Below are 14,424 nucleotides of genomic sequence, written 5' to 3'. Positions count from 1 at the left end.
CGCACCGCATTCCGCCACCGGATCGGGTCGCCTGGTCGCGGCGGCCCGAAGTGCCGTGCGCCCATCATAGGAATGCGGATCGCAGAGTGTGATGCACCAGGGGTGGTGAATCGCAGCCGGTCCGGCGGTGCACCGTGGTTTTCTCCCGAATTGAGGGTATGGGCGTGTTTTCGATCTGGGCGTACGGGCCGGGTGCAGCGCCCACGGGACGGCTCAGGTCGTGTCGTTCGGTGTTCGCGGCGGGCTGACGGTGGTGCGTGGCGGGCGTCGCTGCGACGACGTCCGCACGATGAGCTCCGTCGGTATCACCTGCTCGACGGGTCGGTCGCCGTCGATGCCCTCGATCGCGTCGATCAGGAGCTGGATGACGGCGGTTCCGATGCGGCGCGGCTTCAGCGAGAGGGTCGTCATCGGGGGCTCGGTGTTGGCGTACACCGTCGACTCGCTGCAGCAGACGAGCAGCAGATCGTCGGGGACCCGCAGGCCGTACCGGCGGGCGGCCGCGAGCAGGTCCGTGCCGTTGGGGTCGAAGAGGCCGTAGACCGCGTCGGGGCGGTCGGGGCGGGCGAGGAGGCGGTCGGCGGCGACGGCGCCGGCGCAGGGGTCGTGCGCCGGGTAGGTCTCGTAGACGGGGTCCTGGTCGACGTGCCTGCACCAGCGCAGATACGCCTCCGTGGAAAGGCGGGTGTAGGTGTCGGTGGTGGTGCCGGTGAGCAGTCCGATCCGGCGGGCGCCGGCGGCCGAGAGATGGTCGAGGATGCCGAGGACGGCGGCCTCGTGGTCGTTGTCCACCCAGGCGGTGACGGGTAGTTGGCCGACGGGGCGGCCGTCGGAGACGACCGGTAAGCCCTGGCGCACCAGCTCGCTGACGACCGGGTCCTGGTCAGAGGGGTCGATGACGACCGTGCCGTCCAGGGCGACGTTGGACCAGACGTCGTGTCTGGAGGTGGCGGGCAGGATGACCAGCGCATAGCCGCGGGCGAGCGCGGCCGAGGTGGCGGCTCTGGCCATCTCCGCGAAGTACGCGAATTCGGTGAAGGTGAAAGGTTCATCCCCGTATGTGGTGACGGTCAGGCCGATCAGGCCGGACTTGCCGGTACGGAGCGTTCGGGCCGCGGCGGACGGGCGATAGCCCAGCCGTTCGGCGACCTCGCGGACGTGGCGGCGGGTGGCGTCGGGGAGCCGGCCCTTGCCGTTGAGTGCGTCGGAGACAGTCGTGATGGAGACACCGGCCGCGGCGGCCACGTCCCGGATGCCCGCTCGACTTTGCCGGGTCCCCCGAGACTGAGCCCGGCTTACCTGGTGCTTCCCTGCTGCTGTCATGGCGAGCCGATAGTAGGGCTCATGAGGGACCTCGGCGGGAGCGCATATGCAGGCGTTGACAGGCACGTTTCTGCAAGGTGCTTCAGGGTCAAGTCCCTTGAATTGTAAGGGAGTTGGACGTTTCAGTGCCACTCTGCATCCTGTTGGAGCACATGCGCCTGCCAAATATGCGATGTTTCGAAGAGGTCTCAACTCACCTGCACGGGTGACGCGCGCTACGGCGCAAGCCACCGGCGCACGGATCCCGGCGTAGCGCCCCCTCGGGATCGGGAGACGGCGGCGCCGGTCGCGCGTCACGATGCCGCCGGAGCATTCGCAGCGGGCGCGAATCCTCATAAGGTGAGGAGTATTCGAACCTGGGTGTGACGAGGAGGACCTGCGGTGAGTGAGAAGAGCCCGAGGCTGCGTGCCGAGCTGGACGGTGTCCCGACGTACAAGCCGGGCAAGCCCGCCGCGGAGGGCGGCCCGGTCGCGTACAAGCTGTCCTCCAACGAGAACCCGTATCCGCCGCTGCCGGGCGTGCTCGAGCGGGCCGTCGCCGCGGCGGGCAGCTTCAACCGCTACCCCGACATGGCGTGTACGGGCCTGATGAACGAGCTGTCGGACCGCTTCGGCGTCCCGCTCTCGCATCTCGCCACCGGCACCGGCTCGGTCGGCGTCGCCCAGCAGCTGTTGCAGGCCACGGCCGGCGTGGGCGACGAGGTGATCTACGCCTGGCGGTCCTTCGAGGCGTACCCGATCATCACGCAGGTCAGTGGGGCGACCTCGGTGCAGGTCCCGCTGACCGGCGACGAGGTGCACGACCTGGACGCGATGGCGGACGCGATCACCGAGCGGACGCGGCTGATCTTCGTCTGCAATCCGAACAACCCGACCGGCACCGTGGTGCACCGCGCCGAGCTCGAGCGCTTCCTCGACCGGGTGCCGGGCGACGTCCTGGTGGTGCTCGACGAGGCGTACCGCGAGTTCATCCGGGACGCCGAGGTGCCCGACGGGATCGAGCTCTACCGCGACCGGCCGAACGTCTGCGTGCTGCGCACCTTCTCCAAGGCGTACGGGCTCGCAGGGCTTCGGGTCGGTTTCGCGATCGCGCACGAGCCGGTGGCGGCCGCGCTGCGCAAGACCGCGGTGCCGTTCGGGGTGAGCCAGCTCGCCCAGGAGGCGGCGGTGGCGAGCCTGCGCAGCGAGGACGAACTCCTCGGCCGGGTCGGTTCGTTGGTGGCCGAGCGGGCGCGGGTCGTCGATTCGCTGCGCGGCCAGGGGTGGACCGTTCCCGAGACGCAGGCGAACTTCGTCTGGCTGCGGCTCGGCGAGCGGACGCTCGACTTCGCCGCGGCCTGTGAGCAGGCCGGTGTGGTCATCCGGCCGTTCGCGGGGGAGGGCGTACGGGTGTCGATCGGGGAGACCGAGGCGAACGACCTCTTCGTACAGACGGCGGGGACGTTCCTCAAGGAGTCCTGAGCGCACGGAGCGGAAGCTCCGGCCCACCGCGCGAGAACGAGCGGGTCCGTCGTGTCGGCGGGCCCGCTCCGCCGTCTCCACCTGCGGCACCCGCCGAAAGGGGACCCCGCTGCTCGGCCTCGAACTTCCGTGCTCCATAATGCTTGTGAATGTGAACGCGTTCACAAGCGTGTCTGTTCGGTCCCAGGATGTACGGGATCAGACGGGCAAACTGCCGCTGTGACCACGGCGACTTAAGGAGACTGCGACGTGGACCTGGCTCTGGCGCCGGAAACCCTGGCGCGCTGGCAGTTCGGAATCACCACCGTCTACCACTTCCTCTTCGTCCCGCTCACCATCTCGCTGGCCGCGCTGGTGGCGGGACTGCAGACCGCATGGGTGCGCACCGAGAAGGAGAAGTACCTCAAGGCCACCAAATTCTGGGGCAAGCTCTTCCTCATCAACATCGCGATGGGTGTCGTCACCGGCATCCTGCAGGAGTTCCAGTTCGGCATGAACTGGTCCGACTACTCGCGGTTCGTCGGTGACATCTTCGGTGCGCCACTCGCCTTCGAGGCGCTCATCGCCTTCTTCTTCGAGTCGACGTTCATCGGCCTGTGGATCTTCGGCTGGGACCGGCTGCCGAAGCGGATCCATCTGGCGACGATCTGGATGGTGTCCATCGGGACCATCCTGTCCGCCTACTTCATCCTCGCCGCCAACTCCTGGATGCAGCACCCGGTCGGCTACCGGTTCAACGAGGAACGCGGCCGGGCCGAACTCACCGACTTCGTGGCCGTGCTCACCCAGAACACGGCCGTCGCCCAGATGTTCCACACCATGACCGCCGCCTTCCTGGTCGGCGGGGCGTTCATGGCCGGCATCGCCGCGTACCACCTGGCGCGCAAGAAGCATGTTCCGGTCATGAAGACCTCACTGCGCCTCGGCCTCGTCACCATCGTGGTCAGCGGACTGCTCACGGCGGTCAGCGGCGACACTCTCGGCAAGATCATGTACGAGCAGCAGCCGATGAAGATGGCCGCCGCCGAGGCGCTGTGGGACGGCGAGGCACCCGCGCCGTTCTCCGTCTTCGCCTACGGGGACGTCGACGAGGGGCACAACAAGGTCGCCATAGAGATCCCCGGCCTGCTCTCCTTCCTCGCCCACAACGACTTCAGCTCCTTCGTACCCGGCATCAACGACGTCAACGAGAACCTCCAGGAGAAGTACGGACCCGGCGACTACCGGCCCAACATCCCCGTCGCGTACTGGGGTTTCCGCTGGATGATCGGCTTCGGCATGGCGTCCTTCGCGATCGGACTGCTCGGCCTGTGGCTCACCCGCAAGCGGTTCCTGCTGCCACCCGCGATGCGGGTCGGCGAGGACGAGGTGCCGCATCTGGTCCTCTTCCGGAACAAGGCACTGAGCACGCGCCTCACGAAGTGGTACTGGCTGCTGCTCCTGTGGACCATGCTCTTCCCGCTGATCGCCAACTCCTGGGGCTGGATCTTCACCGAGATGGGCCGTCAGCCCTGGGTGGTGTACGGCGTCCTCAAGACCGAGGCCGCGGTCTCCCCCAATGTCTCGCAGGGCGAGGTCATCACCTCGATGTCCGTCTACACGCTGCTCTACGCCGTGCTCGCCTTCATCGAGGTCAAGCTCATCGCCAAGTACGCCAAGGCCGGACCGCCGGAGCTCACCGAGTCCGACCTCAACCCGCCCACCAAGATCGGCGGCGACGACCGCGACGCCGACCGGCCGATGGCCTTCTCGTACTGAGCAGCCGAGGAACTACAGGAGCTCAAGCATGGAACTCCACGACGTCTGGTTCGTCCTCATCGCCGTCCTGTGGACCGGCTACTTCTTCCTCGAGGGATTCGACTTCGGGGTCGGCATCCTCACCAAACTGCTCGCGCGCGACCGCACGGAACGGCGCGTACTGATCAACACGATCGGACCGGTCTGGGACGGCAACGAGGTGTGGCTGCTCACCGCGGGCGGCGCCACCTTCGCGGCCTTCCCCGAGTGGTACGCGACGCTGTTCTCCGGTTTCTATCTGCCACTCTTGCTGATCCTCGTCTGCCTGATCGTGCGCGGAGTCGCCTTCGAGTACCGGCACAAGCGGGACGGGACACGCTGGCAGACCAACTGGGAGCACGCGATCTTCTGGACCTCGCTCGGTCCGGCCCTCCTCTGGGGCGTCGCCTTCGGCAACATCGTGCGAGGCGTGAAGATCGACCGCGAGATGGAGTACGTCGGCAACTTCTGGGACCTGCTCAATCCGTACGCGATCCTCGGTGGACTGGTCACGCTGAGCCTGTTCACCTTCCACGGCACGGCCTTCGCCGCGCTCAAGACCGACGGTGAAATCCGGGTACGGGCACGCAAGTTGGCCCTGGCGCTCGGCGCGGTGACCGCGGCCCTGGCGCTCGGCTTCCTGATCTGGACGCAGATCGACCACGGTGACGGATCGAGCCTCGTCGCCATGCTGATTGCGGTCGTGGCACTCGTCGCGGCACTCGGCGCGATCAAGCTGGGCCGGGAAGGATGGTCGTTCGCCCTCTCCGGCGTCACGATCGCGGCCTCCGTCGCCATGCTGTTCCTGACGCTCTTCCCGAACGTCATGCCGTCCTCGCTCGACGACGCCTGGAGCCTCACCGTCACCAACGCTTCGTCGAGCCCGTACACCCTGAAGATCATGACCTGGTGCGCCGGCATCGCCACCCCTGTCGTGCTGATGTACCAGGCCTGGACCTACTGGGTCTTCCGGAAGCGGATCAGTACGCGGCATATCGCTGACGCGCACTGACCGCCCCGCCTGCCCTGCCGTCCGAGGTCGTCCGAGGGCTGTTTCACGTGAAACGGCCCTGTCTGGAGGCTGTTTCACGTGAAACCGATCGATCCGCGCCTGCTGCACCACGCCCGCGCCACCCGCTTCTTCCTCGCCGCGGTGGTGGGCCTCGGGCTCGTGGGAGCCGGTCTCGTCATCGCCCAGGCGATGCTCATCGCCGAGATCGTGGTGGGGGCCTTCGAGCACGGACAGGGAACAGCCGACCTGGCCACCCCGCTGCTGCTGCTCGCCACGGTCGCGGTCGGCCGGGCCCTGGTCGGCTGGCTCACCGAACTCGCCGCGCACCGGGCAGGAGCCGCGGTCAAGTCCGAGCTCCGCGGACGGCTCGTTCAGCGGGCCGCGGAGCTCGGGCCGGGCTGGCTCAGCGGACAGCGCACCGGTTCGCTGGTCTCGCTCGCCACCCGAGGGATCGACGCACTCGACGACTACTTCTCCCGCTATCTGCCCCAGTTGGGGCTCGCGGTCGTGGTGCCCGTCGCCGTCCTCGCCCGGATCGTCACCGAGGACTGGGTCTCCGCGGCGATCATCGTCGGGACACTGCCCCTGATCCCGGTGTTCATGGTGCTGATCGGCTGGGCCACCCAGAGCCGGATGGACCGGCAGTGGCGACTCCTCTCGCGACTGTCCGGCCACTTCCTCGACGTCGTCTCCGGACTGCCGACACTCAAGGTCTTCGGCCGGGCCAAGGCACAGGCCGAGGCGATCCGGCGGATCACCGGCGAGTACCGGCGGGCCACGATGCGCACCCTGCGCATCGCCTTCCTCTCCTCCTTCGCACTGGAGCTGCTGTCCACGCTGTCCGTCGCGCTCGTCGCGGTCACCATCGGCATGCGCCTGGTGCACGGCGAGATGGACCTCTACATCGGCCTCCTCGTGCTCGTCCTCGCGCCCGAGGCGTATCTGCCGATCCGCCAGGTCGGTGCGCAGTACCACGCGGCGGCCGAGGGGCTCGCCGCGGCCGAGGAGATCTTCCAGGTGCTCGAGACACCCGTACCGGGTGACGGTCGACTGCCCATCCCCGAGGGCGCGTTGAGCCTGGAGGACGTGACCGTGCGGTATCCGGGGCGGCAGGGTCCCGCCGTGTCCGGGGTCTCGTTCACCGTCGAGCCAGGAGAGACGGTCGCCCTGGTCGGTCCCAGCGGGGCGGGCAAGTCGACACTGCTGAGCGCCCTACTCGGATTCGTACGCCCCACCGAGGGACGCATCCGGATCGGCGGGACCGACCTCGCCGACCTGTCCCGCACCGCATGGCACGAGCGCATCGCCTGGGTGCCCCAACTGCCGCACGTCTACGCCGGAACCATCGCGGAGAACGTACGGCTCGCCCGCCCCGACGCCTCGGACGACGCCGTCCGTGAGGCACTGCGCGACGCGGGCGCACTCGGATTCGTGGACGCCCTGCCGCGCGGCACCGCCACCACCCTCGGCGAGGGCGGCGTCGGCCTGTCCGCCGGACAGCGTCAACGCCTCGCGCTGGCCCGCGCCTTCCTGGCGGACCGCCCGATCCTGCTCCTCGACGAACCCACCGCCGGACTCGACGGCGCCACCGAGGCCGAGATCACGGCGACCGTACGGCGCCTCGCGGCCGGCCGCACCGTCCTGCTCGTCGTCCACCGCCCGGCACTGCTGTCCGTCGCCGACCGGGTCGTACGCATCGAGGAACCCGCCCGCGCAACCGTCCCGTCCCAGCCGGACGGTGAACACGGGCGCCGCCCGGACCCGGCGCAGGGAGAGCAGGCCGCGGCGCCCGCGATGCACGCGGCCGAGGATCTCGCCGCCGCGGTGTCGACGGACGTACGGACCACGGCGGACGACGCATCCGCGGGCACCCCGCGGCAGCACGCACTGGCCCGGGTCCGGGCCATGGCCGAAGAGCGCCGAGGCCGCCTGCTGCTCGGACTGCTGCTCGGCGCCCTGGCCCTCGGCAGCGCAGTCGGCCTCATGGCCACCTCGGGCTGGCTCATCTCGCGCGCCTCCGAACAGCCGCCCGTACTGCATCTGATGGTCGCCGTCACCGCGACCCGCGCCTTCGGTATCGGACGCTCCGTCTTCCGCTACGCGGAGCGGGTCGTCACGCACGACGCCGTGCTGCGCATGCTCGCCGACACCCGCGTCGCCGTCTATCGCCGCCTCGAACGGATCGCGCCCGCCGGCCTCCGCCGGACCAGGCGCGGCGACCTCCTCAGCCGCCTCGTCAGCGATGTCGACGCACTCCAGGACTACTGGCTGCGCTGGCTCCTGCCGGTCGGCGCCGCCGTACTCGTCGCCGCCGGATCCGCCGGATTCACCGCCTGGCTGCTGCCGGAGGCGGGCGCACTGCTCGCCGCGGGGCTCCTTGCCGCCGGCGTCGGCGTCCCGCTGCTCAGCGGCGCCCTGGCCCGCCGGGCGGAGCGACGGCTCGCCCCGGCCCGCGGCGAACTCGCCACCCATGTCACCGACTTGCTCACCGGGACCGCCGAGCTGACCGTGGCCGGCGCCATCGGCCGCCGCTCCGCGCAGGTCGCCGCCGCCGACCGGGAACTCACCGGCATCGCCTCCCGCGGCGCCGCGGCGACCGCGCTCGGCGCGGGGCTCTCCGCCCTCGCCTGCGGCCTCACCGTGGCCGCCGCCGCACTCGCCGGAGTGGCTGCGCTGCGCGAAGGCCGGCTCGACGGAGTCGCGCTCGCCGTGGTGGTCCTCACTCCGCTCGCCGCCTTCGAAGCCGTCACCGGGCTGCCGCTCGCCGTCCAGTACCGCCAGCGGGTCCGCAGAAGCGCCGAGCGCATCCACGAAGTCCTCGACGCGGCCGAACCCGTACGCGAACCGGAAGCACCGGCCGGCAGCGCCGGACCGTTCCCGCTGGAGGTACGCGGACTCACCGCCCGGCACACCGGCCAGGAACGCGCCGCCCTGCACGGGATCGACCTCACGCTCACCGAGGGCCGGCGGGTGGCCGTCGTCGGGCCGAGCGGCTCCGGCAAGACCACACTCGCGCAGGTGCTGCTGCGCTTCCTCGACGCCGAGTCCGGTCAGTACACGCTCGGCGGCGTGCGGGCGTCCGCGCTCGACGGCGACGACGTACGCCGCATGGTCGGACTCTGCGCCCAGGACGCGCACTGTTTCGACAGCTCCGTACGCGAGAACCTGCGACTGGCCCGGACCGGAGCGAGCGACACCGAACTGCGTACGGCACTCGACCGGGCCCGGCTGCTCGACTGGGTGGACTCGCTGCCCGACGGGATCGACACCCTGGTGGGCGAGCACGGCGCGCGGCTCTCCGGCGGCCAGCGGCAGCGTCTCGCACTGGCCCGCGCCCTGCTCGCGGACTTCCCCGTCCTGGTGCTCGACGAGCCGGCCGAACATCTCGACCTGCCCACCGCCGACGCGCTCACCGCGGACCTCCTGGCGGCCACCGAGGGGCGGACCACTCTGCTGATCACGCATCGGCTCGCCGGACTCGAGGCGGTGGACGAGGTCCTCGTACTCGACGAAGGCCGCATCGTGCAGCGCGGCCCGTACCGGGAACTGGTCGCGGTCGACGGGCCGCTGCGGCGGATGCGCGCACGGGAGCGCGAGACGGAGCTGCTGCTGGCACAAGGGCCGGCGTGAGCGACCCCTGGACCGGGCGGGCACTGCAGCCGTAGATCAGAGGCTGCAGCCGTGTGCAGTCGTAGCTACGGTCGACTTTCTTCGCGAAACGGGACTTATTACGCTCGATGGCATGTCCGACGTGCCCGAAGCACCCCGCCCCGGCGAGGCAGACGCGCCCCGCCCCCGCGAGGCAGCCGGACCCCACCACGGAACCGGCCACCACGAGCCGCCCCGAACGGCCGGGACACCGGGCGGCACCGCCGAGGCGTCAGACATGGCCGAGGTGCCCGACATGGCCGAGCACGCGGCCCGAAGCCTGCACGCCCTCCCGGAGGACGTCGCGGCCCGACTGCCCCAGCTCCTGGAGACCATGGTCCTGGCCGGCAGCGGTCTGCAGCTCCACGCCACACTCGACCGCATCGTGGAAACCGCCGCAGGCCTCACCGGCGCCCGCTACGCCGCGATCGGCGTGCTCAACGACCGACAGGACGGCCTCTCCGACTTCATCACCCACGGCATCCCACCCGACCGGCGCACCCTGATCGGCAAACTGCCCGACGGCCACAGCGGCATCCTCGGCGCCCTCATCGACGACCCGGTCCCCCTCTGCCTCGACGACCTCACCCGCGACCCCCGCTCCGTCGGATTCCCGCCGAACCACCCACCGATGAACACCTTCCTCGGCGTACCCATCCGCGTAGGCGACGAGATCTTCGGCAACCTCTACCTCACCGAGAAGGCCGACGGCGCCGGCTTCAGCCCGTACGACCTCCACATGGTGACCGTGCTCGCCACCGAGGCCGGCATCCAGATCGGCAACGCCCGGCTCTACGAAGCCACCCGCCAGCGGGAGCGCTGGATCGACGGATCCGTCGCCGTCACCACCGCCCTCCTGTCCGGCGCCGACGCCGAGGAAGCACTGACCGTCGTGGCCGAACAGGCCCGCCGCCTCGCGGACGCCGACGCCGGCATGGTCCTGCTGCCCTCCGGCCACGGCGGACTGGAGATCGCCGCGGTGGCCGGCGGCAGCCAGGACCTGCTCGGCGTCGTCGTACCACCCGAATCACCCGCAGTCGACCAAGTACTCGCCGGCGAACCGGTGTTCGTGGACGAGGCCGCCGCCGACCCGAAGATGATCACCAAGTCGGCCCGCTCCTACGGCCCCAGCATGCTCCTCCCGCTGCAGAGCGGAGACCGGGTACTCGGCGCCCTGGCCACCCCCCGGCTGCGCGGCGAACAGCCCTTCACCCGGGACGAGAAGACACTCGCCACCCAGTTCGCCTCCCAGGCGGCACTCGCGCTGATGATGGCCGAGGCACAACGCGACCGGGAACGCCTCGCCGTGTACGAGGACCGCGACCGCATCGCCCGCGACCTGCACGATCTCGTCATCCAACGCCTCTTCGCCACCGGCATGATGCTGGAGAGCGCCCAACGGCAGTCCGTCGTCCCCGAGGTGCAGACCGGCATCGGCCGCGCCGTCGACGAACTCGACGTGACGATCCAGGAGATCCGCACCGCGATCTTCGCCCTCCAGCAGGAGCCGGACGAACACCCCTCCGGCCTGCGCACCCGGGTCCTCAGAGAGATCAACATGGCCGCCGTACCCCTCGGCTTCAAACCCGCCTGCCGCTTCATCGGCGCCGTCGACACCCTGGTCGACGAACTGACCGGAAAGAACCTCATCGCCGCCCTCCGCGAGACACTCTCCAACGCCTTCCGGCACGCACACGCCTCCCGCATCGACGTCACCGTCGACGCCGAGGCGCTGCTGCCCGAGGAACGCAAGGGCGTACGCCTCACCGTCGCCGACGACGGCGTCGGCATCCCCGAAGGCGGCAGACGCAGCGGCCTCAAGAACCTCAAACGCCGCGCCGAAGCGCTGGGCGGCGACAGCCGGCACGGCCCCGGACCCGACGGAACAGGGGCCACGGTGATCTGGGAAGCACCGTACTGACGTTGACGCGCCGGAACCCGCACCCCGGTCGACCGCCGCTCCGCCACCCACGGCGAAAGGACGCCCTCGCGCCCCTGTTCGGCTCAGCGCCCGTGCGCCGTACGGGTCACCCATGACCCTGACGTACGCCTCGTACGCGCGCCGGACAGCACACCGGGTGACGATCCGTAAATGCGTCTTCCACACTGTCATGCCGTCCTCGCGCCGGTGCTCTGTGTGCTGCTCGCACTGCTCGCCCCGCCCGCCCGGGCATCGGACGGCCCGAGCGCGAGCGGCGAGGTGGCGCGCCTGTACGAGGAGGCGGCGGCCGCGACGCAGAAGTACGAACAGGGCAAGCGGGCGGCAGCCGGCGAACGCGCCAAGGCCGGCCGGCTGGAAGGCCTGCTGACCCGCCAGCGCGCCGAACTCGCCTTGCTCCACGCCGACCTGGGAAGAATCGCGCGCGCCCAGTACCGCACCGGAGGCGGCATCCCGTACACCGCCCAACTCCTCATGGCCGAAGACCCCGACCAGCTGATGCGCGGTCAGCGCGCCGCATGGCAGGCGGACCTGGCCGTCGACAACGCCATCGCCAAGACCCGGCGCGCCACGAACCGGCTCGACCGGGACGAACGCACGGCGCGCAAGGCGTGGCAGCAACTCGACCGGCGCCAGACCCAGCTGGCGAGCCTGCGCAGCGGCATCGAGCGCAAGCTCGAGGACGCCCAGTGGAAGCTGCAGGGCGAGGCCGACGGACAGGCCACCGCCGGACAGTGCCGGGGCGCGGTCCGCCTCGACCAACCCTCACTGCCCACCGGGAAGGACTGGGTGACGCCGGTCGCGCGGTACGAACTGTCGGCCGGCTTCGGCGGATCCGGTGAGCGCTGGGCGAGCCGGCACACCGGGCAGGACTTCGCCGTCGACATCGGCACACCGGTGCGCTCGATCGGCGCGGGTCGGGTCGAACGGGTCTCCTGCGGCGGATCGTTCGGGATGGAGGTCGTGGTCCGGCACGACGGGGGCTACTACACGCAGTACGCACACCTCGCCGCGGTCACCGTCGACCAGGGCGAGCGGGTGCTGCCGGGCCAGTGGATCGGGCAGGCGGGCACCACCGGCAACTCCACCGGGCCCCACCTGCACTTCGAGGTACGGCTCACCCCGCAGCTCGGCTCCGGCGTGGACCCTCGGCGCTGGCTGGAGGAGCACGGCGTGAAGCTGTGAGGGCCGCGTGGCGTGACGTTTCTTCAGGCGGATTCGTCAGGGGTGCTGCCTTGCACGGCACGGCCGCCGAGCCGCTCGGCGACGAGCCGCTCCACGACGATCGCGACTCCGTCGTCGTTGTTGGCGACGGTACGACCGGAGGCCGCGGCGATCACATCCGGATGGGCATTGCCCATCGCGTACGAAGCACCGGCCCAGGTGAGCATCTCCACATCGTTCGGCATGTCACCGAACGCGACGACCTCGTCAGGCCCGATGCCGCGCTCTGCACAGCACAGGGCCAGCGTGCTCGCCTTGGACACCCCCGCCCCGCTGATCTCGAGAAGCGCGGTCGGACTTGAGCGCGTCACGTCGGCGCGGTCCCCGATCGCCTCGCGCGCCACCCGCAGAAACGCGTCCGGAGCCAGCTCCGGGTGGTACGCGAGCAGCTTCAGGACCGGCTGGTCGGCGACATCCGAGTCCGCCGCGAGCAGCTTCTCCGCCGGGGCGATCGAGGCGGCCGGGTCCAGGTGCAGCGGGGGGTACGTGAGCTCGTGGTGGATGCCGCCGGTGCGCTCCACGGCGAAGGACGTGCCGGGCACGGCCGTGCGCAGGGCGTCCACGACGGTGAGCGAGGCCTCGCGGGACAGGGCCCTGATCTTCACGAAACGGTGGTTGCCGGGGCCGCCCTGCAGGTCCACGACGGCAGCGCCGTTGCCACAGATCGCGAGGCCGTGGCCGTGCACATGGTCACTGACCACGTGCATCCAGCGGGCCGGGCGGCCGGTGACGAAGAAGACCTCGATACCGGCCGTCTCTGCAGCGGCGAGCGCGGCGACGGTGCGCTCGGAGAGCGATTTGTCGTCGCGCAGGAGCGTGCCGTCCAGATCCGTGGCGATCAGACGGGCCGGGCGGGCGGGGGCCGGAGGGTTTGCGGGCTCGGAGGTCACCCGGCCATTCTTCCGCATATGCCTGCACGGGCGTGCGGGAGGGCGCACATCTGAGTTCGCCGACGCTCCTTTCGGCCACAGGGGTCACGGCGACTGCCGGCGGTCGCTGTGGCTGCCGGGGGTCGTTGCCGATGCCGGAGGCCGCTGCGGTCGCGGGCGATCGCTGCGACCACAGCGGCGTGGGGCCGTTATCGGCCGAGCTGGGCGGCGGCCGCGGTGGCGAGACGCTCGAAGACCTTCTCGTCGGCCGCGAAGTCCGAGTCCGGGATCGGCCAGTGCACGGCGATCTCGCTGAACCCCAACTCCGCGTACCGACCGGCGAAGTCGACGAAGGCATCCACGGAGGAGAGCGGGTGTCCGTCGCGCGCGGCCGTCACCGGGTGGAACTCCGGGGTGAAGCCGGACAGCAGCAACCGGGACGGCTCACCGGGGTCACGCCCGATCGCCGCGCAGGCCGCCGCCAACTTCTCGCCCTGGGCCCGTACCGCCGCCACCGATTCCTCGACCGTGCCGGTCTCGTACAGCTTCGGGTCTCCGGTGGTCACCCAGGACTGGCCGTACCGCGCGGCGAGCTTCAGCCCGCGCGGTCCGGTCGCCGCGACGGCGAACGGCAGCCGGGGCTGCTGGACGCAGCCCGGGACGTTGCGGGCCTCGGTGGCGGAGTAGAAGGCACCGGCGGAGGTCACATCGGACGGCTCGCGCAGCAGCCGGTCGAGCAGGGGGAGGAATTCGCCGAAACGGTCCGCCCGTTCGCGCGGCGTCCACGGGATCTCGTCCGGCCCGAGCAGGGTGGTGGCGTCGAAACCGGTGCCGCCGGCGCCGATACCGAGCGTGATCCGACCGTCCGAGACGTCGTCGAGCGAGATCAGCTCCTTGGCGAGCGTCACCGGGTGCCGGAAGTTCGGCGACGTCACCAGGGTGCCGAGGCGCAGCCGGCTGGTCGCCGTCGCGGCCGCGGTGAGGGTGGGTACCGCGCCGAACCACGGCCCGTCCCGGAAGGTCCGCCACGACAGATGGTCATAGGTGTACGCGGCGTGGAACCCGAGCTCCTCGGCTCGCTGCCACTGCGCGCGACCGCCGTCGTTCCAGCGGCGTACGGGGAGGATAACGGTGCTCAGACGCATGGGGGCGACCTTAGAGGGGTGGGGGTG

General features: G+C 70.5%; 9 protein-coding genes. 6 read left to right on the top strand and 3 right to left on the bottom strand.

The window, feature by feature from the left end:
- Positions 1 to 213: 213 nt before the first annotated feature.
- The gene (locus tag DY218_RS32175) at positions 214 to 1,323 is read right to left on the bottom strand and encodes a LacI family DNA-binding transcriptional regulator (RefSeq protein ID WP_128559720.1); all 1,110 of its coding nucleotides are present in this window, start codon (positions 1,321 to 1,323) and stop codon (positions 214 to 216) included.
- Between the two features lie 381 nt (positions 1,324 to 1,704).
- On the opposite strand from DY218_RS32175, the gene hisC reads away from it, so the two are divergent.
- From hisC to DY218_RS32145, 6 genes are all read left to right on the top strand, one after another.
- Positions 1,705 to 2,784: a histidinol-phosphate transaminase gene (hisC, locus tag DY218_RS32170; protein WP_128559719.1), complete on the top strand. Its 1,080-nt coding sequence runs from the start codon at positions 1,705 to 1,707 to the stop codon at positions 2,782 to 2,784.
- 249 nt (positions 2,785 to 3,033) lie between these two features.
- Positions 3,034 to 4,542, top strand: coding sequence for a cytochrome ubiquinol oxidase subunit I (locus DY218_RS32165; protein WP_128559718.1), 1,509 nt, complete (start codon positions 3,034 to 3,036; stop codon positions 4,540 to 4,542).
- A 28-nt stretch (positions 4,543 to 4,570) separates the two neighbouring features.
- On the top strand, positions 4,571 to 5,572 hold the full coding sequence (cydB, locus tag DY218_RS32160; protein WP_128559717.1) for a cytochrome d ubiquinol oxidase subunit II: 1,002 nt from the start codon (positions 4,571 to 4,573) through the stop codon (positions 5,570 to 5,572).
- A gap of 78 nt (positions 5,573 to 5,650) precedes the next feature.
- Entirely contained in the window at positions 5,651 to 9,202 is a 3,552-nt protein-coding gene (cydD, locus tag DY218_RS32155) for a thiol reductant ABC exporter subunit CydD (protein ID WP_128559716.1), read from the top strand.
- Between the two features lie 256 nt (positions 9,203 to 9,458).
- The gene (locus DY218_RS32150; protein WP_128559750.1) at positions 9,459 to 11,141 is read left to right on the top strand and encodes a GAF domain-containing sensor histidine kinase; all 1,683 of its coding nucleotides are present in this window, start codon (positions 9,459 to 9,461) and stop codon (positions 11,139 to 11,141) included.
- A 171-nt stretch (positions 11,142 to 11,312) separates the two neighbouring features.
- Positions 11,313 to 12,344: a M23 family metallopeptidase gene (locus DY218_RS32145; protein ID WP_128559715.1), complete on the top strand. Its 1,032-nt coding sequence runs from the start codon at positions 11,313 to 11,315 to the stop codon at positions 12,342 to 12,344.
- 23 nt (positions 12,345 to 12,367) lie between these two features.
- Here DY218_RS32145 and DY218_RS32140 read toward each other — a convergent pair whose 3' ends face one another.
- On the bottom strand, positions 12,368 to 13,291 hold the full coding sequence (locus DY218_RS32140; RefSeq protein ID WP_128559714.1) for an HAD hydrolase family protein: 924 nt from the start codon (positions 13,289 to 13,291) through the stop codon (positions 12,368 to 12,370).
- 170 nt (positions 13,292 to 13,461) lie between these two features.
- Positions 13,462 to 14,397: an LLM class flavin-dependent oxidoreductase gene (locus DY218_RS32135; RefSeq protein WP_128559713.1), complete on the bottom strand. Its 936-nt coding sequence runs from the start codon at positions 14,395 to 14,397 to the stop codon at positions 13,462 to 13,464.
- Positions 14,398 to 14,424: the final 27 nt, after the last annotated feature.

It is taken from the genome of Streptomyces triticagri, from assembly GCF_003429565.1.
GTDB lineage: Bacteria > Actinomycetota > Actinomycetes > Streptomycetales > Streptomycetaceae > Streptomyces > Streptomyces triticagri.
Note: the sequence above shows the minus strand (reverse complement) of the source record. Positions and strands in the feature narration are given on the sequence as shown.